This is a genomic window from Burkholderia sp. NFPP32 (assembly GCF_900119325.1).
GTDB lineage: Bacteria > Pseudomonadota > Gammaproteobacteria > Burkholderiales > Burkholderiaceae > Burkholderia > Burkholderia pyrrocinia_C.
In genome coordinates, this window is the sequence record NZ_FPJP01000001.1 from 655759 (window position 1) to 674525 (window position 18767).

The following is an 18767-nucleotide window of genomic DNA, read 5'->3' on the forward strand; positions in this document are numbered from 1 at the left end:
CACAAGGAGAGTAACCATGATGTCGAATAAAGCTCGTCTGGCTCTGGCCGTGATGATGATCAGCGCGCTCGCAGCGTGCAAATCGGGCGTGAAGCTCGACGACAAGGCAAACGCGGGTGCAGTCAGCACGCAACCGAGCGCCGACAACGTCGCGCAAGTGAACGTCGATCCGCTGAACGACCCGAACAGCCCGCTCGCGAAGCGCAGCATCTACTTCGACTTCGACAGCTATTCGGTGAAGGACGAGTACCAGCCGCTGATGCAGCAGCACGCTCAGTACCTGAAGAGCCATCCGCAGCGCCACGTGCTGATCCAGGGCAACACCGACGAACGCGGCACGAGCGAGTACAACCTCGCGCTGGGCCAGAAGCGTGCGGAAGCCGTCCGCCGCGCGATGGCGCTGCTCGGCGTGAACGATTCGCAGATGGAAGCCGTGAGCCTCGGCAAGGAAAAGCCGCAGGCAACGGGTCACGACGAAGCATCGTGGGCGCAGAACCGTCGCGCCGACCTCGTCTACCAACAGTAAGTAACGGAAGAATCGCCGTATGACGCATCGTTCAACCTGGCTGCGCGCAGCCGCAGCTATCTGCGTCGTCGGCGCGGCGTGGTCGGCCGCGCCGGCGCACGCCGGCGTGTTCGACGACAACGAAGCGCGCCGCGCCGTGCTCGACCTGCGCAGCAAGACCGACAACCTGGCGAGCCAGTTGTCCGCCGCCCAGCGTACGATCCTCGATCAATCCGGCCGTCTCGACCAGCTGAACCAGCAGGTCGCGACGCTGCGCGGCGAGAACGAGGACCTGACGAACCGGCTGACGACGCTCGAGCGGCAGCAGAAGGAGTACTACCAGGATCTCGACACGCGGCTCAAGAAGTTCGAGCCGCAGCAGGCGACGATCGACGGTGTCGAAGGCACCGTGCAGCCGGGTGAAACGGATGCGCTCAACGCGGCGCAGCAGCAGTTCCGCAACGGCAACTTCAAGGCGGCGGCGGCATCGTTCCGCAGCTTCATCGCGAAGTATCCGCAGAGCCCCCACCAGCCGACCGCGCAGTACTGGCTCGGCAACGCGCAATACGCGCTGCGCGACTACCGCGGTTCGACGGCGACGTGGCAAGGGATCGTCAGCAAGTACCCGCAACACCCGCGAGCGGCCGACGCTCTCGTGGCGATCGGTACGAACCAGCTCGAACAAGGCCAGAAGGCGGCCGCGAAGAAGACGTTCGAGCAGGTGGTGTCGCAGTACGCCGGGTCGAACGCGGCGCAGACGGCGCAGGGCAAGCTCGAAACGATCAAATAATTATCGTGGCGGATTGTTGACTCACCGAAAATCCGTCGCTATAATCTTTTGCTCTTTGGGTCGCTCGCCAAGTTGTTGGCGCAACGAACCAGCAGGTTTGAAGAACGTGGGGTGGTAACTCAGTTGGTTAGAGTATCTGACTTTTAATCAGAGAGTCGAGGGTTCGAGTCCCTCCCACCCTACCAACTATCTTTGATAGTGCAATTAAAGCCTCCCGCGTGGAGGCTTTTTTGCGTCTGCCTCCCTTATCGTGCGTCGGTGATTCTCGCTCAGCTTCTTGCGATGCAGAGGGTGCCGATCCGCGCCTTGATCTCGTCGTCGGTCACGATCTCAGCCCCTCGCCAGATTGCACTCGCAAACCGCCGAAAGCAGCGTCCCGCGTACGACGCTCGCCAGGGAAAACACAGCTACACGTCTATTGCCGCGGAGACTCGGCAATTGCCTCGATCAGCGCCAAAATCACCTCGCGTTTGCGTGGGTCGAGCGCCCGAAATCCAGAAACCACACGCTGCTCGTCGGGGTTCTCAAGACGAGCTCCCTCTTCTCCAGTAAGAACGTAACAAACGTCCACGCCCGCAGCCGCGATCGCACTGAGGTAGTCGGAGTTCGGCCGTCGTACGCCCTTCTCATATTGATACTGCGCGCGCTGTTTGACCGTGCCCAGGGCCGCAAACTCCGTCTGGTTCAGGCCCAATCGCGACCGCTCCCGTTTCAGTCTCTCCCCAAACTCGTCCATTCGAGGTAGTTTCCTTCTTGACATAGGATCAATTGATCCTATAGTTAGAAATGTTTATGCGCGATTGAGTCATTTCCATGGCACCCGGTTCGACCCCGTTTATTCGATTGGTTGTCGGGCGCCCAGTTCCGGAGCCCCCATGACAATCACTTACGAAATCTGCGGCGCTTTGTCTGTTCTCGACAACTTTCGACACCGTCATGCCCAGCAGTTCGCCGAGAGTATCGCGAACCCCGCCGACGTCTATTTCGCCACCGACGCCGCCACTCATTCACTTGTGATCCGCATTCGCGGCGCCCTTACCGACAGCGAAGCGGAATCGGTCGAGGACACACTGGAAGAATTCTCCCAAAAATGGGCCCGAACAGGCGCATATTCCGGCGCGTGCGATACGGCGTGCCGTCGTTTTTTCCAGTCGGCCTTGTCGAACACGTTGAACTACTTGAGGAACTTGCCTACGAGCATGCGCAGTTAGAGGCCTTCCTGCTGCGCCAAGCAATGATTCTGGACAAGTTCCGGCAATCAGCCGCCGCAGGCCGAAACAGCTGACAATCCCGTGCCAACCAATCACCAAGGATAACCGAACTAACGGAGGATACGATGGAAGAACCGGCACCCTACGTCCTGAACGGCGCGATACCTGTGCAGGACGATTTAGAGGATGAGCAACTCGATCGAGTATCCCGTCATCTGGGCGGTATCGCTACTGTGTACCTAAAACACGACAAGGTGGCTCATGCCGTCTCGTTACGGATCTCAGGCGTGCTGATGCGCGACGACGTGCGCTACATTGAGCAGCGCGTCGAACGGTTCGCAGAAGAAAATGCCCGCGCCGCCGCGATTCTTCTGAGCGAGTGGAACGGGGAGACAAGCGAACTCGTCGTGGGTATGAACTGGGATGCCCAATGCCTGATCCGGCTTGGTGCAGTACAGGAACAGCTCGCGAAGCTCACAGAAGGATACTTCGACTTTCTGCTGCGCATCGAGCCCCCTGACTCCCCCGCGCACGGCAGTCCGCTCCTGTGCGTCTCAATCGAAACCAACAACGCCCGGCGTATGGGCGACAAGTTCACGCCATAGGGCTATAACCTTGGTCGCCGTTCTATATCCTGTTGACCGGCTTGACAAGGCAACGTCACGTTGAATCGTTACATGTAACGTACTATACTGCGTTACATGTAACAGGAGGTCATGATGGCAACTACCACATCCGAGCGTGTTCGAATCTATCGCGAGAATTTGCGTGCGGCTGGCCTGCGGCCGATTCAAATTTGGGTGCCAGATGTCCGCCGCCCCGGTTTCGCGGACGAATGTGCCCGACAGTCGCGCGTGATCCACCAGAGCATTGATGAGGGCGACTTGCTCGATTTCATCGAACAGGCTACTGATCTCAGCCACCCGCAATGAAGCGCGGCAGCATTGTAACTGTTGCAATCCAGGGTGATTTCGGTAAGGCCCGCCCGGCGCTCGTCGTGCAATCGGATCTGTTTGCCGAACATCCCAGCGTTACGTTGCTGCTGATGTCGAGCGAAATTGTCGATGCACCGTTGATTCGAATCACCGTCGCCCCATCAGAACAGAACGGTCTGCGCGTGCCGTCACAGGTTGCCGTAGACAAAATGTTCACCGTGCGCCGCGAGAAAATTGGTCGCTCTATCGGTCATCTGGAAGACGAAATGATGGTCGCCGTCAACCGTTCACTTATTGTCTTTCTGGGATTGGCATAACGTAGCCGCTCGGACGACGGCCACATCACAATACCAATCAGCGACCGCGCAACCCGCCGTGGCAGACCGCTATAGCCCAGTGTCGTCGATCAAAAAATTTTTTGGCATCCTACGGATTGGCTGAGATCTACTCGGATGCGCGCACCCCGCGATGCCGCCGCGCCCCTCTTGTTTCCTTTGAAAAACCAACCTAGATTGAAGCCAACAATCCGGTTCGGTCAATGTGCAGTACGCCCGAGTAAGCGTTAGCGCCCTCCATCATCTCGATACGCTTGTAGCGCGTGCCGATGGCGCCATTCGCTACGCGTCTGCATCCGCCTCTTGTACTCACTCGCTGCGCCATAGGTGGCAGTCACGCCGCGCGCGATCGGGCGGCATTTTTGCATGCGCAGGTGTCGATGCTTGCGAGGACTCTCTTCGAGGAATCATGGCCATGAAATCGCCTCCCAACAATTACTCGACTGCTTTATGCACAGTGTTGAATGAAGGGTGGTGGTCAATGACGACGCATGCACGATACACCGAAAGCTTCACCAGTTACGAAATGATGATCAATGCACCGTCCCCAAGCGTTGTGGATCGACCGCACCCAACATTGCTCGAATATCTTTTTAGTCCGGCGATGCGGCAAAAATTGAACGAAGTTCCGGATGACAGACAAGAAGCACATCGCAGTCTGATTGATATCGCGTCCCTGACTAAGCCTGGCTTAGTGCTCTGGGCAACCCGGATTCTTTTTCAAGACACGCTCGACGCAATCCTGGCGGATCGGGCAAAAGCAATCTCGTGCGCGGGAAATCAAACTTGTGCTCGCCATACTTCCCGTCCCCTACGAGTGGCAGGCAACACATGAACACACAAGCCCGGGCCAGACTGAGTGTCGAACTGGGAACGCTAAAACCCAAGTGGGAGTCGTGGTGCGCACAACGTGGTGTGACGCCCAGCGAGGGCTTTCGGCAGTTCGCGGCGAAGGCCGTTGAAATGGCAGCAGATCAACCACCCACGCGCCGCCCATTGCCTCCTAGAGACGGGCCTTGCATACGAATCGGGATTGCACTCACCCGTACTGAGCACGAACGCGTCAGGGCCGCGGCCTACGTTAGTGGCTTCACTGCTAACCGATGGATTGTTGCATTGGTTCGGGCACATCTCACGGATGAACCGCAGCTTGCGAACCGAGAGTTGACGCAGCTTGCAGAATCAAATCAACAGCTTGCGACAATCCGCAAACTCCTCGGCGAGCTTACGAGGAGTTTCGACGCAACCGAACAGATAGAGAGACTCGATTGGGAGCACACGCGCACTGTGATTGACGCGCATCTACGTACCGTGGCGAAGCTCCTACGCAGCAATCTGGATCGATGGAGCCGCTGAAATGCCTTTTCCGAAAATTTACGTCGATGCGCTTCTGGTCGACTGGGGAGATCGTCTGTTTCACGATCCACTGCGGCATGCCCGTGCGTCACGTCTGTCGCAATGGACATTGCGGCAGGATGCGCTGCATTTTCGTGAGAAGTTGATTGTAACGCTTAGGGGCGCCCCGGAAGTGATAGTCAAGATCAGCAACAAGGCTTCAGGCGCACAGGGTATGCGCGCGGTCCGTCGTCACTTGCAGTACATCTCGCGCAACGGTTGTGTCGAACTCGAAGACCAGGACGGGCGCAAGATTGCCGGAAAGGCGGCGTTGCAGGACCTTTTCGAGCAGTGGCATTTGGGAGGCTGGGGGATTCCCCAAGAAAGCAAGCGTAGAGAGACCCTCAACGTGTTGTTATCGATGCCCCCCGGCACCAATCGCCAAGCGGTACGGGACGCGGCAAGGGCTTTCGCACAAAAAACTTTCGGTGACGGGCGACCGTACGTCTTCGCGGAACACGATGACGAAGCCCATCCCCATGTACATCTAAGTATTCACGCGCGCGGCCCTGACGGCCGGCGACTCAATCCACGCAAACAAGATTTGCATCATTGGCGAGAAGTGTTCGCGCAGCAATTGCGAGAACACGGCGTCGATGCGAACGCGACTCCCAGAATGGTGCGAGGTCAGACTCGGCGTTTTCCAAAACAGGCAGTAATTTGGATGGCGTCACAAGGGATACTTCCCCGCTCTTACTCGCCAGTGATCGACGCCCGGACACGCCAGGCTTTGTGGGCAGCACATACCGAGACCTTGAGCGCCTGGCACGAAATCGCGCGCACGTTGGCCAACTCCAACGCCCCAGAAGATCGTGCAATGGCGATAGATATCGCCGATTTTGTGTGGCGAATGCCAATCCGCACATTGAGCCCCTTGACCGTCCTGCAACGTCGGAACTCGTCGTCACAGCTCGACAAGTCCATTAATCGAGAGCGCGCAACGTACATTCCAAATTCACCATTAAATGAGAATAACGCACCATCGCTAGACATTGACCTCTGTTGACCAAATGCCGACGCCGATTTAATCTGCCCCAAATCGCGACACCGGCCGAGAATCAGGCCGACGAAGCTTTCCCGCATGAACACATGCGCGAATTCGGCCGCGCCGGCGAATGCGGGACACCGCGGACGTCATCGCGCAACGGGCGACCTGGCCGGGCGCCCGTCCCGCGATGACGTTACTCCTGGACGGACGATGCAGAATCGGCGTCGGTGTAACGCGGCTTCGCGCTCTGCAGGTCGCGCGTGTTCTTCTGCACGGCCACCGCGCCGAACAGCGCGAGCACGAACGACATTGCGTAGAAGCCCTTCTCGCTCAGTTGCAGCGTTGCGTTGAAGAGGCCGACGACCAGCAGCGCGATCGACAGCAGCAGCGCGATCCAGCTGATGCCGTAGTAGATGCCGGTGACGGGGATGCCTTCCGCGCGATCGCGGACGCTTTTCTGCAGCGAGATCGCCGCATAAAGGCCGAACACCAGCACGGTGAAGTAGTAGCCCTTCTCGTTGAGCTGCATGCCGGCGTTCCAGAGCCCGATCAGGAATGCCGCGAAACCTGCGATCAGTGCGGCCCACGACGCGGCCACGAATGCGAACGACGGCTGCTGGATGGTGGTCTGGTTCATTGCTTTGCCCTCTCTTTCTTCTTGTTCGAAATCGTTTTCGTTGAACTGCGTTTCGCGCATGGTAGCAGCTTTGGCGCGCGCCAAGACGGCCGCGCTTGCAGTCTTACATGCCGCGCTGTGCGCGCCGCCAGCGCCCGGGCGTCGTGCCGAGCACCGCACGAAACGCCTTGCCGAAGGCCGCCTCGGATTGATAACCGACCGCCTGGCCGATCTCCGCCTGCCCACGCTGCGTATCCTGCAGCAGCGCGCACGCGTGCATCATCCGGATCTGCGCGACGAACGCGCCGACACTCATCCCGGCTTTCTCGCGGAAATGCCGCGCATAGGTCGCGCGCGACATCGCCGCTGCGTCGCCGAGCGACTCGACCGTCCACGGCTGCTCCGGCGCCTGCAGCACGGCCTGGACCGACGGGCCGAGCCGCGCATCGGCCGCGAGCGCGAGCCAGCCGGACGGCACGCGCGCGTCGCGGCCGTACGCGCGCAACGCATACGCGAGCAGCGCCTGGCCGAGCGCATTCACGATCGCGCCGGCGCCCGGCTGCACATTCGACGCCTCGGTGCGCAGCACGCTCGTCAGCAATTGCAGCGGCGCAAACCCCGACGCCTCGCGCAACCCGACGTGCAGCACCTGCGGCAGCGTGCGCATCAGCAGTTCGCCCGCGCCGCGCGCATAGACGAAACGTCCGCACAGCAGGTCCACGCTCGCACTGCCCGGTTCGGCCGGATCGAGATTCGACTTGACCGGGACCACCGCGCCGCCGGCGGCGTCCGGTTCGCGCAGCGGCGCGACCGGCCGCGACCGGCCGGCCCCCGCGTCGAGCAGGTCGTGCGCGCCGCCCGCGGGCAGCAGCACGAAATCGCCGTCGGCGAGCTGCAGCGTGCGACCGTCGGCGGTACGCAGCCGGCACGTGCCGGCCAGCAGCAGGTGGAACGCCGCCTCGCCGGGCGGCAACGGGTCGTGCGGCATCGCGAACGGCCCGTCGAGCAGGCAGCGCACGTCGAGTTCGACATGGCTGCGGCCCAGCGACAACAGTTGACTCAATGCATCCATGAGACGATCGCGCTAAAAATTGACACTCTAGCGTATCGAAACCCTCAGCGCGAACGATCAGAATAGCCCTGCATCGCCCGAGATCGCGGCGCCCGCCGCCCTCCTCACCTCTACTCGAAAGGACGCATCATGCTGAACTGGAACGAATACCGGAAGGAACTCTCGACGCGCATCGGCGATATTGCCAAGCTGTCGCCCGATACGCTGGCCGGCTACCAGGCGCTGGCAGGGGCCGGCGCCAAGACGGGCCATCTCGACGCGAAAACGCGCGAGCTGATCGCGCTCGCGGTGGCCGTCACGACGCGCTGCGACGGCTGTATCGCCGTTCACACGGCCGAAGCGACAAAGCATGGCGCGACCAGGGAGGAAGTGGCGGAAGCGCTCGGCGTCGCGATTGCGCTGAATGCGGGCGCGGCGCTCGTCTATTCGGCGCGCGTGATGGACGCGCTCGGCAACTGAGCGTGACGGATGCGGCGGCGCCGTCGCGGGCCGCCTCGCTGCGTGACGCCCGGCCGCCTGGCCGGGCGGTTGCGCATCGCGGATGCGGATGCGTTACGTATGAGTATCGGCAGCGCGCTTGCACGGACAACCGTGCCGGCAGGCCGCAGACGCGGCCGCGCGGCGAAGTCGGCTACCATGCGCGAACGATTCATCGTGAGGGAGCGCTCCATGTGCCGCTGGCTCGCCTATACGGGCAATCCGATCCATCTCGAGACCGTGCTGTTCCGCGCGAAGCATTCGCTGATCGACCAGAGCCTGCATTCGGAGCTCGGCGCCACGACCACCAATGGCGACGGTTTCGGCATCGGCTGGTACGGGCACCCCGACGAACTGCCGTTCCGCTATCGCTCCGTGCATCCCGCGTGGAACGACCGCAACCTGCGCGAAGCCGCGCGCGCGATCCGCTCGCGGATGTTCATCGCGCATATCCGCGCGGCGACCGAAACGCCCGTGCAGGAAACCAACTGTCACCCGTTCCGCCACGGCCGCTGGCTGTTCGCGCACAACGGGCTGATCCGCGGCTTCCACAAGCTGCGCCGCGACCTGACGATGAAGGTCGATCCAGCACTGTTCCCGACGCTCGAAGGCTCGACCGATTCCGAGCTGATGTTCCGCCTCGCGCTGACGTACGGCCTTGAGCAGACGCCGCTGCAGGCGCTCGAACAGATGGCCGGCGTGGTCGAGGAAACCGCCGCGCGGCATCGCGTGGCCGACCCGCTCAACATGACGGTCTGCGCGACCGACGGCGAACGGATCATCGCGGTGCGCTACTCGAGCGAACGGCAATCGCGTTCGCTGTTCCACAGCACGTCGTTCAAGCACCTGCACGAACTGTATCCGCATGACCCGCGCATCGCCGAAGTCGGCGGCGACGCGTTCATGGTCGTGTCCGAGCCGCTCGTCGACCTGCGCGGCGCGTGGGAGGAAGTGCCGGAGGGCATGGCAATCGTCGCGCACGGGGCGGACGTGCAGCAGCGGCCGTTCGGGCCGCGGCAGAAGTAGCGGCCGGCACCATTCGCGCCGTCAGCCGCGTCGCGAGAACCGCATCCGGATCGAATCGAGCTCGGCGGGCAGCCGGCGCGGCGGGCACGCGGTCGCGACAGCGTGGCGAACCCGAGCCGTTCGTACAGCGTGCGGGCGCGCACGTTGCGGGTCAGCACGTCGAGCACGATGTCGCGGCTGCCGTCCACGGGCAATGCACCGGTGATTACGTGGAAAATCCGTGTTCACTTACGGATTGCCGTTCTACGCCGAGTGGGGCCTGACGCACGACGCTCTTGAGCAGCCGTGGCGCAAACGCCCCTATCGCTTGATATGCTGACTGCCGGTGTGCTTTTACGCTACCCGCTGTACTGGGATTGGACGCTTCGTCTCTACACGACGCCGGAGGCAACTATCCGCCGCCTGGCGGCACCAGCCGCACGACCGCTAGCCAGGATTCGAGATAACCCTGTACGTCCGCTGTTCAAGATCGGCCGCTGGACCCGCAATGCGTTTCGCCATGCGGCCTGGAAAATCGAAAACAGACAGGGATCGAAGCGCAAAGAATTTTGAAAGATGTTAAACAAAACCGTGACCGAAATAGCTAAAAGCGGCATGACAAACGGAAACAGCGAGCCACCGAAAGCTCGATAACTAGAGGAAACCATGACTATCTATCCGGTAATCCTGTGTGGCGGCAGCGGTACACGCTTGTGGCCGATGTCGCGAGGCGGCTACCCGAAGCAGTACCTGAAACTGACAGGGGAAAACACGCTCGTCCAGCAGACCGCGCTGCGCCTGCGCAACACTCCGAACGTTTCCGCCCCCATCGTCGTCACCAACAACGAACAGCGCTTCCTGGTCGCGGAACAACTTCGCCAGGTCAACATCACACCATCGTCGATCGTGCTCGAGCCGGTAGGCCGCAATACCGCGCCCGCGATCGCGATCGCCGCGCTGCTCGCCATGCACGACTCGCCAGACGCACTGCTCTTGGTGCTGCCGTCGGACCACGTCATCCTCAACGAAACGGCGTTCATCGCCGCAGCCAGTGAGGCGGCGGCCATCGCAGCAGACCAGCACCTCGTCACGTTCGGCATCACGCCAACGGAAGCGCACACCGGCTTCGGCTATATCCGCCGTGGCCCGGCCATCGCCAACGACAAGCAGGTCTACAAGGTCGATGCGTTTGTCGAGAAGCCCGACGCCCCGACGGCCGAGCGCTTCCTCAGCGACGGCAATTACTATTGGAACAGCGGCATGTTCATGATGAAGGCGTCCACGTACACGGAGGAATTGCATCGCCATGCACCGGAGATCGCTTGTCAGGCAGAACTCGCGTTCAAATCCGCCAAGCGGGACAACGACTTTCTCCGTCTCGACGCGGACGTGTTCTCCGCCAGCCCCAACGTCTCCATCGACTATGCGGTGATGGAAAAGACCGAGCGCGCCGCAGTCGTCGCGGTGGCAGACCTCGGCTGGAACGACATCGGGTCATGGAACGCACTTGCGGAGATTGCGGACGCCGATGAACAGGGCAACGCACTTATCGGTGACATCTTCACCGACTCGGTGAAGAACTCGTATATCCGAGCAGAACACCGCATGGTTGCCGCCCTCGGTCTCGACAACATCGTGATCGTGGAAACCGCAGACGCCGTGCTGGTCGCGCATCGCGACAAGGCCCAGGACGTCAAGAAAATCATCGAATGGCTGAATGCGTCCGGCCGCCACGAATCGGTCACGCATCGCCGCGTCATCCGCCCGTGGGGCTCATATGAAGGCATCGACCAGGGCGACCGCTTCCAGGTCAAGCGCCTCATCGTGAACCCCGGCGCGCAGTTGAGCCTGCAAATGCACCACCATCGCGCCGAGCACTGGATCGTCGTCAAGGGTACAGCGATGGTCACGAACGGTGACAAGGAAATCATGCTGACCGAAAACCAGTCGACCTACATCCCGCTCGGCGCGACACACCGGCTGACGAACCCCGGCAAGATCCCGCTCGAACTGATCGAGATCCAGTCGGGCGCGTATCTCGGTGAGGACGACATCGTCCGCTTCGAAGACACCTACGGCCGCGCAGCGTCGTAACCACGGCAATTTCCGGTTCGCGCGCCACGCCTTGCCGCGATCCGAAGCCCGCCAACGGGCAGTACGCACACGCGTACTGCCCGTTTTTCATTGCGTTAAGCAACGTAAGGCAGGTTGCCGGAAACTTACAGGTCAGGTTATAAAAGCGCCACCCATCCCGGTGCATGCGCCGCCCTTTTTACTCTTGCCTTCGGAGAACGCATGATTGACCTGAACACCGCCCAGCAATTCCTGATGACCCGCGGCCTCGACTTCGGCCTCAACCTCCTCGCCGCGCTCGTATTGTGGTTCATCGGCCGCTGGGCGATCCGCATCGGCACGCGCCTGCTCGGCAAGGTCGTACGCCGCAGCGGCAAGGTCGACCCGACGCTCACCGACTACCTGACCTCCGTCGTCGGCGTGCTGCTGACGATCCTGCTGATCCTCGCGATCCTGCAGATCTTCGGCGTGCAGACGACCTCGTTCGCCGCGCTGCTCGCCGGCCTCGGCCTCGCGATCGGCACGGCCTGGGGCGGCCTGCTCGCGCACTTCGCCGCCGGCGTGTTCATGCAGGTGCTGCGCCCGTTCAAGATCGGCGACGTGATCAGCGCAGGCGGCGTCACGGGCACGGTGAAGGAGCTCGGCCTGTTCGGCACGACGATCATCACCGCCGACAACATCGTGACGATCGTCGGCAACAACAAGATCTTCTCGGACAACATCGCGAACTACAGCGCAACGTCGCACCGCCGCGTCGACCTGACCGCGAAGATAGCGAACGGCGTCGACGCAGTCGACGCGATCAACCGCCTGAAGACGTCGATCCAGCAGATCCCGAACGTGCTGACCAATCCGGCGCCGGACGTCGGCGTGCTGCAGTTCACGCCGGAAGGCCCGCTGCTGTTCGTGCGCCCGTCCACGGCGCCCGAGAACTACTGGCAGGTGTACTGCGATACCAACCGCGTGATCATCGAGACGTTCCGCGACGCGCAATACCCGACGCCCGAAACGCCGCTCTCGCATCGCAACGCGTAACGGCGGCGCCGGACGAAAAAAAGCGTGGCAACCGCCACGCTTTTTTATTGCTCGGAACAGGAGCTGAAGCGCGCCAGCTCAGCGCCCGCCCGTCCCCCGCGCTTTGTCCGACTGCCGCCCGCGCACGAGCTTCCATACCGCGCCGAGCGCGACCGGCACGATCGCCGCGCCAATGCCCACCAGCACGATCACGTTCAGGTACTGGCGGACGAACGGGATGTTGCCGAAGAAATAGCCGAGCAGCACGAGCAGCAGCACCCAGACCAGCGCGCCGATCACGTTGAAGAGCTGAAAGCGCGTGGCGCTCATCGACGACGCACCCGCGACGAACGGCGCGAACGTACGCACGACCGGGATGAAGCGCGCGAGCACGATCGTCTTGCCGCCGTGCTTGTCGTAGAACGAGTGGGTCTTCTGCAGCGCGGCGCGATCGAGGAAGCGCTCGAGCACCGGGATATGGGTATTGAATACCTTCGGGCCGACCCAGCGGCCGATCAGGTAGTTCACGGTGTTGCCGGAGATCGCCGCGACGAGCAGCAGCACGATCAGCGCGCCGACGTTCATTTCGCCTGTCGCCGCGAACGCGCCGCCGATGAACAGCAGCGAATCGCCGGGCAGGAACGGGAACACGACGAGCCCCGTCTCGCAGAACACGATCAGGAACAGAACGAGGTAGACCCATGCGCCGTACTGCCGGATGAAATCGCCGAGGAATGCGTCGATATGCAGGACAAGGTTGACGAAATGAAGCAGCGTATCCAAATGCGATTCCTCGAAGGCGAAAGGGCGAAAGGACCGGAATGGTCGGAAAAGGCGGAAGCACCCGCCGGCCAAGGCGGCGCGCGCGACGGAGCCATCATACCGAAACTACCTTAAGGCTCCGTGAAAAAACGTAACTGCCGGCCGCCCCGGCACGCATCCGCCGCCTCGCTATAATTCGGCCATGTCCGATATCACCGAAACGGCCGCGGGCGCCGCGCCCGCCCCCGCTCCGCGCCCGCTGCGCGCGATCCAGCCCCTGCCCGACCAGCTGATCAGCCAGATCGCCGCGGGCGAGGTCGTCGAACGCCCGGCGTCGGTCGTCAAGGAGCTGCTCGAGAACGCGATGGATGCCGGCGCGACGACGCTGCGCATCGTGCTGGAAGAAGGCGGCGTCAAGCGCATCTCGATCACCGACGACGGTTGCGGGATTCCGCCCGACGAGCTGGCGCTCGCGCTGATGCGCCATGCCACCAGCAAGATCCGCTCGCTCGAGGAGCTCGAGGCGGTCGCGACGCTCGGGTTCCGCGGCGAAGCGCTCGCGTCGATCGCGTCCGTCGCCGAGATGTCGATCACGAGCCGGACAACCGATGCCGCGCACGCGATGAAGATCGATGCGCAGACCGGCGTGCTGTCGCCCGCCGCCGGCTCGACCGGCACGACGATCGAGGTGCGCGAGCTGTACTTCAACACGCCCGCGCGGCGCAAGTTCCTGAAAAGCGAGCAGACCGAATTCGGCCACTGCCTCGAAATGATCCGCCGCGCGGCGCTCGCGCGGCCGGACGTCGCAATCTCGGTGCTGCACAACGGCAAGGCCGTCGAGCACTGGAATGCGACCGAGCCCGCGCAGCGCGTCGCGAAGATCCTGGGCGACAGCTTCGCGACCGCGCACCTGCCGCTCGACGAACAGGCCGGCCCGCTCGCCGTCTACGGCTGCGCAGGCCTGCCGACCGCGAGCCGCGGGCGCGCCGACCAGCAATATTTCTTCGTCAACGGCCGCTTCGTGCGCGACAAGCTGCTGACGCACGCGGTGCGCGCGGCCTACGAGGACGTGCTGCACGGCGACCGCTACCCGTCGTACGTGCTGTTCCTCGACCTGCCGCCCGAAGCCGTCGACGTGAACGTGCATCCGTCGAAGATCGAGGTGCGCTTCCGCGATTCGCGCTCGATCCACCAGTACGTGTTCCACGCGGTCCAGCGCGCGCTCGCGCGCCACGCGGGCGCGTCGCCGGAAACCACCGCGGGCGGTCACGCCGCGCACATCGAACCCGCGCCGCGCGGGCCCGCCTCGTTCCTGGACACGCCGCTCGGCCAAGGCCACGGCCCGGCCACCGGCGGCAGCGGCTTCTCGTCGCCGTCGTCATCGTCGGCGGGCAACACCTGGATGCGCCAGGCGCGGATGACGCAGGGCACGCTGCCCGTCGCGCAGCCGCTCGCGCTCTACGATGCGCTGTTCGGCCGCAAGGACAGCGGCGCGGGCACGCCGGACGGCACGACCGCCGTCGCCCGCGATTCGGCCGACGCGCCGGGTGCGCCTCTGCCGGGCTTCACCGCATCGCCGATCGCCGCCACCGCGCACGACGAGCAGCCGCTCGGCTTCGCGCTCGGCCAGATCCACGGCATCTACGTGCTCGCGCAGAACGCGCACGGGCTCGTGATCGTCGACATGCACGCGGCCCACGAGCGGATCCTGTACGAACAGTTCAAGAACGCGCTCGCCGATCGCTCGGTCGCCGTGCAGCCGCTGCTGCTGCCGGTGTCGATGACGGCCACGCCGGTCGAGATCGGCACGGTCGAGGAAGAACGCGACACGCTGGAATCGCTCGGCTTCGATCTCGCGGTGCTGTCGCCGACGACGCTCGCGATCCGCGCGGTGCCGGCGCTGCTGAAGGATGCCGACCTGCAGTCGCTCGCGCGCGCGGTGCTCGCCGACCTGCACGCGTTCGGCGGCTCGCGCGTGCTCACCGAGCGCCAGCACGAACTGCTCGGCACGCTCGCGTGCCACCACGCGGTGCGCGCGAACCGGCGCCTGACGCTCGACGAGATGAACGCGCTGCTGCGCCAGATGGAGGCGACCGAGCGCGCGGACCAGTGCAATCACGGCCGGCCGACGTGGTATCAGCTCACGCTGAACGATCTCGACCGTCTCTTCATGCGCGGGCAATGAGCGCTCCTTCGCAGTCCACCCCGACGACGATCGCCTGCCTGCTCGGCCCCACCGCTTCGGGCAAGACGGCCGCGGCGCTGGCGCTCGCCGCGCGCCGCCCGATCGAGATCGTCAGCGTCGATTCGGCGCTCGTCTACCGCGACATGGATATCGGCACCGCGAAGCCGACTCGCGAAGAACGCGCGAGCGTGCCGCATCACCTGATCGACATCATCGATCCGGCCGACGCGTATTCGGCCGCGGAATTCCGCGCGGATGCGCTCCGCCTGATCGGCGAGATCGCCGCGCGCGGCCGCACGCCGCTGCTCGCGGGCGGCACGATGCTGTACTACAAGGCGCTGACGCAGGGGCTCAACGACCTGCCGGGCGCCGATCCGGACGTGCGCGCGCAGCTCGACGCCGACGCCGCGCGCGACGGCTGGCCCGCGCTGCATGCGCGGCTCGCGCAGGTCGATCCCGACACGGCCGCGCGGCTCGCGCCGAACGATTCGCAGCGGATCCAGCGTGCGCTCGAAATCTTCATGCTGAGCGGGCAGCCGATGTCGGCGCTGCTTGCCGCGCCGCGGCGCGCGGACGATGCGGCCGCCGTGTACCGCTTCGTGCCGGTCGCACTCGAACCGTCGGATCGCGCGGTACTGCACGCACGCATCGCGCAGCGCTTCGACGCGATGCTCGACGCGGGCTTCATCGACGAAGTCGAACGGCTGCGCCGTCGCGACGATCTCCATCCCGACCTGCCGTCGATGCGCTGCGTCGGCTATCGGCAGGCGTGGGAATTCCTCGACGGCGACACCGACTACCGGACGATGCGCGACAAGGGCATCTTCGCGACGCGCCAGCTGTGCAAGCGCCAGCTCACCTGGCTGCGCGCGATGCCGGAACGGATCGTCGTCGACTGCATCGCGCCGGACTCGACGGCCCGCGCGCTCGATGCGCTCGAACGCGTACTCGACGGCCGCGCGCCGGGCTGACCGCGCCGCCGGCAGCCCGCGTCAGCCTCGCCGGCGCGCTGCCAGATGCGCGCGGGCGCCATCGACGATCAGCGCGACGCCGCGCTCGAACGCTTCGTCGCCGCCGCGCTCGCGCAGCGCGGCCCAGCCCTTCGCGAGCAGCGGATACCCGGCCGCGTCCGGCAGCGGCGCATCGGCTTCGCCGTCCGGCTCCGCCTGTTCTTCCAGCACCCATCCGACCACGAAGCGGCCGAGCGCATACATCACGTCGACCGCTTCATCCGGCGCGAAGCCCGCATCGCAGAGCAGCGCGACCTTGCGTTCGATCGAACCGAAATGCAGCGCGCGCGGCCGCGTACCGGCATGCAGGCGCGCGCCGTCGCGATAAGCGAGCAGCGCACGGCGGAAACTGCGCGCGTTGTCGGCAAGCCATGCATCCCACGCTTCGCCCGGCCGCGGCAGCGACGCGTCGTGGCGCTCGAGCATGATCGCCTCGGCCATCGCGTCGAGCAGCTCGGCCTTGTTCCTGAAATGCCAGTAAAGCGTCGGCGACTGCACGCCGAGCCGCTCGGCGAGCCGCCGCGTGGACAGCCCGTCGATACCGACTTCATCAAGCAGTTCGAGCGCCGCGCGCAATACCGTGTCGCGCGTCAATCGCGCCCCTGTGTCCTTCATCTCTATCACCGATAGGGAAACCATGGAATAATCGCCACTCTATCATCGATAGAGTCACCCTCTTGAATCCGTCCCTGATTGCCATCCTGGCCACGGTCCTGCTCGACGCGATCGGCGTCGGGATCGTGATGCCGATCCTGCCCGGCCTGCTGCGCTCGCTCGCCGGCGCGGGCAGCACCGACACGCACTACGGCGTATTGCTCGCGCTGTACGCGTTCGCGCAGTTCCTGTGCGCGCCGCTGCTCGGCGCGCTGAGCGACCGCTTCGGCCGCCGGCCCGTGCTGCTCGCGTCGCTCGCGGGTGCCGCGCTCGACTACCTGCTGATGGCGCTCGCACCGACGCTTGCGTGGCTTTACGCGGGGCGGCTGATCGCGGGCATCACGGGTGCGAACGTGGCGGTCGCGACCGCGTACGTCACCGACGTCACGGCCGAACCCGACCGCGCACGGCGCTTCGGCCAGCTCGGCGCGATGATGGGCATCGGCTTCATCGCGGGCCCGCTGATCGGTGGGCTGCTCGGCGCGCTGCACCTGCGCGCGCCGTTCGTCGCGGCCGCGCTGCTCAATGCGCTGAATCTCCTGCTCGTGTGGCGAGCGCTGCCGGAATCGCGGCCGCGCCCGGCCCGCGCAGGCCGCACGGTCGCCGCGCTCAACCCGTTCGCGAGCCTGCGCCGGCTGAGCGGCGCACCCGCGCTCGTGCCGCTGATCGGCATCTACGTGATCGTCGCGCTGGTGTCGCAGGCGCCCGCGACGCTGTGGATCCTGTACGGCCAGGAACATTTCGGCTGGTCGACGCCGATCGCGGGGCTGTCGCTCGCGGGCTACGGCGCGTGCCATGCGCTCGCGCAGGCGTTCGCGATCGGGCCGCTGATCGCGCGGCTGGGCGAGCGTCGCGCGCTCGCGCTGGGGCTCGCGGGCGACGCGCTCGGGCTCGCGGCGATCGCGTTCGCGACCGCCGCATGGGTGCCGTTCGCGCTGCTGCCGCTGTTCGCGGCGGGCGGCATGACGCTGCCGGCGCTGCAGGCGATGCTCGCGCGGCAGGTCGACGATGCGCGCCAGGGCGAACTGCAGGGCACGCTCGCGAGCGTGGCCAGCCTGATCGGCGTGGCGGGCCCGCTGGTCGTCACCGCGACCTATGCGGCGACGCGCGCGACATGGCCGGGGCTCGTGTGGGCCGCGGCCGCGCTGCTCTATCTGCTCGTGCCGCCGTTGCTGGCCGGCACGCGGCCGGCGGGCGCACCGCGGCCGTCCGCCTGAGCGGCGGCGGGCGCCGCCATACGCATTGCCGCGCTCAGTGCGCGAGCGTTACGAGATTCGCATCGCGCACGAGCTGCCAGCGGCCGCCGGCCTTGCGGAAGATCGTCAGCGTATGGCCCGAGCGGCGGATCGTTTCGCCGCCCGGCGGCGTCGCGTCGATCTCGAGGAAATTGCGCATGTACGCCCAGTCGCCGATCACGCGCAGCTCGTCGATCCGGTAGCGGCCGTCGACCTTCGGTGCATGCTCCGCACCCGCGTTCGCTTCACGCGACGCGGCCGCGAACGCCGCCTTGTCGAACGGCGGCTTGCCGGCCACCATGAAGATTGCGTCGTCGGCGATCAGGTCGAGCACGGTCGCCAGATCGCCGCGCCGGCTCGACACGAACCAGTTTTCCACGAGCTCGCGGATCGCACGTTCGTCTTCGGTCATCGTCGTCCCTCCTTCATCGGCGCCGCACGCGCCCGAAAAAAAAGCCGCCCGGATCGACTCCGGGCGGCTTTCCCTGCTGCATCTGCTGCTGGC

Annotated in this window: 21 protein-coding genes, 1 tRNA gene and 2 pseudogenes; 17 read left to right on the plus strand and 7 right to left on the minus strand. The window is 64.5% G+C overall.

Annotated elements, in window-relative coordinates:
* The first annotated feature begins 16 nt into the window (after positions 1 to 16).
* The 3 genes from pal (at position 17) to BT264_RS03105 (ending at position 1480) form a co-directional block, all read left to right on the plus strand.
* Positions 17 to 526, plus strand: a complete 510-nt coding sequence (gene pal / locus BT264_RS03095; RefSeq protein ID WP_034182820.1) for a peptidoglycan-associated lipoprotein Pal — start codon at positions 17 to 19, stop codon at positions 524 to 526.
* A 19-nt stretch (positions 527 to 545) separates the two neighbouring features.
* Positions 546 to 1295 carry a tol-pal system protein YbgF gene (ybgF, locus tag BT264_RS03100; protein WP_072436244.1) on the plus strand — a complete coding sequence of 250 codons (750 nt, stop codon included), beginning with the start codon at positions 546 to 548 and terminating at the stop codon, positions 1293 to 1295.
* Positions 1296 to 1403: 108 nt separating this feature from the next.
* Positions 1404 to 1480: transfer RNA gene (locus BT264_RS03105), tRNA-Lys, on the plus strand.
* A 230-nt stretch (positions 1481 to 1710) separates the two neighbouring features.
* On the opposite strand, the gene BT264_RS03110 is transcribed toward BT264_RS03105, so the two are convergent.
* On the minus strand, positions 1711 to 2031 hold the full coding sequence (locus BT264_RS03110) for a helix-turn-helix domain-containing protein (protein WP_072436245.1): 321 nt from the start codon (positions 2029 to 2031) through the stop codon (positions 1711 to 1713).
* Positions 2032 to 2170: 139 nt separating this feature from the next.
* Between BT264_RS03110 and BT264_RS03115 the strand changes: the two genes are divergently transcribed.
* From BT264_RS03115 to BT264_RS03140, 6 genes are all read left to right on the plus strand, one after another.
* Positions 2171 to 2506 (plus strand): hypothetical protein, encoded by a 336-nt coding sequence (locus tag BT264_RS03115; RefSeq protein ID WP_256260556.1) that lies wholly within the window; start codon positions 2171 to 2173, stop codon positions 2504 to 2506.
* Between the two features lie 125 nt (positions 2507 to 2631).
* On the plus strand, positions 2632 to 3111 hold the full coding sequence (locus BT264_RS03120) for a hypothetical protein (RefSeq protein ID WP_072436246.1): 480 nt from the start codon (positions 2632 to 2634) through the stop codon (positions 3109 to 3111).
* Positions 3112 to 3225: 114 nt separating this feature from the next.
* Positions 3226 to 3438: an antitoxin MazE family protein gene (locus tag BT264_RS03125; RefSeq protein ID WP_072436434.1), complete on the plus strand. Its 213-nt coding sequence runs from the start codon at positions 3226 to 3228 to the stop codon at positions 3436 to 3438.
* A complete protein-coding gene (locus tag BT264_RS03130) occupies positions 3435 to 3758 on the plus strand; it encodes a type II toxin-antitoxin system PemK/MazF family toxin (RefSeq protein ID WP_072436247.1) in 324 nt (107 codons plus the stop codon). The genes BT264_RS03125 and BT264_RS03130 overlap by 4 nt, the downstream gene beginning before the upstream one ends.
* 433 nt (positions 3759 to 4191) lie before the next feature.
* Positions 4192 to 4611 (plus strand): hypothetical protein, encoded by a 420-nt coding sequence (locus BT264_RS37825; RefSeq protein ID WP_143155678.1) that lies wholly within the window; start codon positions 4192 to 4194, stop codon positions 4609 to 4611.
* Positions 4612 to 5133: 522 nt separating this feature from the next.
* Positions 5134 to 6177, plus strand: coding sequence for a relaxase/mobilization nuclease domain-containing protein (locus tag BT264_RS03140; RefSeq protein ID WP_072436249.1), 1044 nt, complete (start codon positions 5134 to 5136; stop codon positions 6175 to 6177).
* A gap of 175 nt (positions 6178 to 6352) precedes the next feature.
* Here BT264_RS03140 and yiaA read toward each other — a convergent pair whose 3' ends face one another.
* Together yiaA and BT264_RS03150 are read right to left on the minus strand one after the other, a co-directional pair.
* Complete coding sequence (gene yiaA / locus BT264_RS03145) at positions 6353 to 6796, minus strand: inner membrane protein YiaA (protein WP_072436435.1); 444 nt, start codon at positions 6794 to 6796, stop codon at positions 6353 to 6355.
* Positions 6797 to 6899: 103 nt separating this feature from the next.
* Positions 6900 to 7847 (minus strand): cupin domain-containing protein, encoded by a 948-nt coding sequence (locus BT264_RS03150; protein WP_072436250.1) that lies wholly within the window; start codon positions 7845 to 7847, stop codon positions 6900 to 6902.
* A gap of 129 nt (positions 7848 to 7976) precedes the next feature.
* On the opposite strand from BT264_RS03150, the gene BT264_RS03155 reads away from it, so the two are divergent.
* Together BT264_RS03155 and BT264_RS03160 are read left to right on the plus strand one after the other, a co-directional pair.
* Positions 7977 to 8306: a carboxymuconolactone decarboxylase family protein gene (locus BT264_RS03155; RefSeq protein ID WP_072436251.1), complete on the plus strand. Its 330-nt coding sequence runs from the start codon at positions 7977 to 7979 to the stop codon at positions 8304 to 8306.
* A gap of 210 nt (positions 8307 to 8516) precedes the next feature.
* A complete protein-coding gene (locus BT264_RS03160; protein ID WP_072436252.1) occupies positions 8517 to 9350 on the plus strand; it encodes a class II glutamine amidotransferase in 834 nt (277 codons plus the stop codon).
* Positions 9351 to 9371: 21 nt separating this feature from the next.
* Here BT264_RS03160 and BT264_RS39770 read toward each other — a convergent pair.
* Positions 9372 to 9553: pseudogene (locus BT264_RS39770) on the minus strand (N-acetyltransferase); the annotation flags it as partial.
* 2 nt (positions 9554 to 9555) lie between these two features.
* On the opposite strand from BT264_RS39770, the pseudogene BT264_RS03170 reads away from it, so the two are divergent.
* The 3 genes and pseudogenes from BT264_RS03170 to BT264_RS03180 form a co-directional block, all read left to right on the plus strand.
* A pseudogene (locus BT264_RS03170) lies at positions 9556 to 9902 on the plus strand (capsular biosynthesis protein); the annotation flags it as partial.
* Between the two features lie 93 nt (positions 9903 to 9995).
* Complete coding sequence (locus BT264_RS03175; protein ID WP_072436253.1) at positions 9996 to 11423, plus strand: mannose-1-phosphate guanylyltransferase/mannose-6-phosphate isomerase; 1428 nt, start codon at positions 9996 to 9998, stop codon at positions 11421 to 11423.
* A 201-nt stretch (positions 11424 to 11624) separates the two neighbouring features.
* The gene (locus BT264_RS03180; RefSeq protein ID WP_072436254.1) at positions 11625 to 12437 is read left to right on the plus strand and encodes a mechanosensitive ion channel family protein; all 813 of its coding nucleotides are present in this window, start codon (positions 11625 to 11627) and stop codon (positions 12435 to 12437) included.
* Between the two features lie 78 nt (positions 12438 to 12515).
* Here BT264_RS03180 and BT264_RS03185 read toward each other — a convergent pair whose 3' ends face one another.
* Entirely contained in the window at positions 12516 to 13199 is a 684-nt protein-coding gene (locus BT264_RS03185) for a DedA family protein (protein WP_072436255.1), read from the minus strand.
* Between the two features lie 181 nt (positions 13200 to 13380).
* Between BT264_RS03185 and mutL the strand changes: the two genes are divergently transcribed.
* On the plus strand, positions 13381 to 15363 hold the full coding sequence (gene mutL / locus BT264_RS03190; protein WP_072436256.1) for a DNA mismatch repair endonuclease MutL: 1983 nt from the start codon (positions 13381 to 13383) through the stop codon (positions 15361 to 15363).
* The gene (gene miaA / locus BT264_RS03195) at positions 15360 to 16334 is read left to right on the plus strand and encodes a tRNA (adenosine(37)-N6)-dimethylallyltransferase MiaA (protein ID WP_072436257.1); all 975 of its coding nucleotides are present in this window, start codon (positions 15360 to 15362) and stop codon (positions 16332 to 16334) included. Before mutL ends, miaA begins: the two co-directional genes overlap by 4 nt.
* A 21-nt stretch (positions 16335 to 16355) precedes the next feature.
* Here the strand turns inward: miaA and tetR are convergent, their stop codons facing one another.
* A complete protein-coding gene (gene tetR, locus BT264_RS03200; protein WP_072436258.1) occupies positions 16356 to 16988 on the minus strand; it encodes a tetracycline resistance transcriptional repressor TetR in 633 nt (210 codons plus the stop codon).
* Between the two features lie 62 nt (positions 16989 to 17050).
* On the opposite strand from tetR, the gene tet(64) reads away from it, so the two are divergent.
* Positions 17051 to 18244, plus strand: a complete 1194-nt coding sequence (gene tet(64), locus BT264_RS03205) for a tetracycline efflux MFS transporter Tet(64) (protein ID WP_072436259.1) — start codon at positions 17051 to 17053, stop codon at positions 18242 to 18244.
* A 34-nt stretch (positions 18245 to 18278) separates the two neighbouring features.
* Here the strand turns inward: tet(64) and BT264_RS03210 are convergent, their stop codons facing one another.
* Entirely contained in the window at positions 18279 to 18674 is a 396-nt protein-coding gene (locus BT264_RS03210) for a YybH family protein (protein ID WP_072436260.1), read from the minus strand.
* Between the last annotated feature and the right edge of the window lie 93 nt (positions 18675 to 18767).

What these genes read in the sequence shown, in the direction of transcription:
- pal (WP_034182820.1), top strand. Translation starts at nt 17, where the DNA reads ATGATGTCGAATAAAGCTCGTCTGGCTCTGGCCGTGATGATGATCAGC.
- ybgF (WP_072436244.1), top strand. Translation starts at nt 546, where the DNA reads ATGACGCATCGTTCAACCTGGCTGCGCGCAGCCGCAGCTATCTGCGTC.
- BT264_RS03110 (WP_072436245.1), bottom strand. Translation starts at nt 2,031, where the DNA reads ATGGACGAGTTTGGGGAGAGACTGAAACGGGAGCGGTCGCGATTGGGC.
- BT264_RS03115 (WP_256260556.1), top strand. Translation starts at nt 2,171, where the DNA reads ATGACAATCACTTACGAAATCTGCGGCGCTTTGTCTGTTCTCGACAAC.
- BT264_RS03120 (WP_072436246.1), top strand. Translation starts at nt 2,632, where the DNA reads ATGGAAGAACCGGCACCCTACGTCCTGAACGGCGCGATACCTGTGCAG.
- BT264_RS03125 (WP_072436434.1), top strand. Translation starts at nt 3,226, where the DNA reads ATGGCAACTACCACATCCGAGCGTGTTCGAATCTATCGCGAGAATTTG.
- BT264_RS03130 (WP_072436247.1), top strand. Translation starts at nt 3,435, where the DNA reads ATGAAGCGCGGCAGCATTGTAACTGTTGCAATCCAGGGTGATTTCGGT.
- BT264_RS37825 (WP_143155678.1), top strand. Translation starts at nt 4,192, where the DNA reads ATGAAATCGCCTCCCAACAATTACTCGACTGCTTTATGCACAGTGTTG.
- BT264_RS03140 (WP_072436249.1), top strand. Translation starts at nt 5,134, where the DNA reads ATGCCTTTTCCGAAAATTTACGTCGATGCGCTTCTGGTCGACTGGGGA.
- yiaA (WP_072436435.1), bottom strand. Translation starts at nt 6,796, where the DNA reads ATGAACCAGACCACCATCCAGCAGCCGTCGTTCGCATTCGTGGCCGCG.
- BT264_RS03150 (WP_072436250.1), bottom strand. Translation starts at nt 7,847, where the DNA reads ATGGATGCATTGAGTCAACTGTTGTCGCTGGGCCGCAGCCATGTCGAA.
- BT264_RS03155 (WP_072436251.1), top strand. Translation starts at nt 7,977, where the DNA reads ATGCTGAACTGGAACGAATACCGGAAGGAACTCTCGACGCGCATCGGC.
- BT264_RS03160 (WP_072436252.1), top strand. Translation starts at nt 8,517, where the DNA reads ATGTGCCGCTGGCTCGCCTATACGGGCAATCCGATCCATCTCGAGACC.
- BT264_RS03175 (WP_072436253.1), top strand. Translation starts at nt 9,996, where the DNA reads ATGACTATCTATCCGGTAATCCTGTGTGGCGGCAGCGGTACACGCTTG.
- BT264_RS03180 (WP_072436254.1), top strand. Translation starts at nt 11,625, where the DNA reads ATGATTGACCTGAACACCGCCCAGCAATTCCTGATGACCCGCGGCCTC.
- mutL (WP_072436256.1), top strand. Translation starts at nt 13,381, where the DNA reads ATGTCCGATATCACCGAAACGGCCGCGGGCGCCGCGCCCGCCCCCGCT.
- miaA (WP_072436257.1), top strand. Translation starts at nt 15,360, where the DNA reads ATGAGCGCTCCTTCGCAGTCCACCCCGACGACGATCGCCTGCCTGCTC.
- tetR (WP_072436258.1), bottom strand. Translation starts at nt 16,988, where the DNA reads ATGAAGGACACAGGGGCGCGATTGACGCGCGACACGGTATTGCGCGCG.
- BT264_RS03210 (WP_072436260.1), bottom strand. Translation starts at nt 18,674, where the DNA reads ATGACCGAAGACGAACGTGCGATCCGCGAGCTCGTGGAAAACTGGTTC.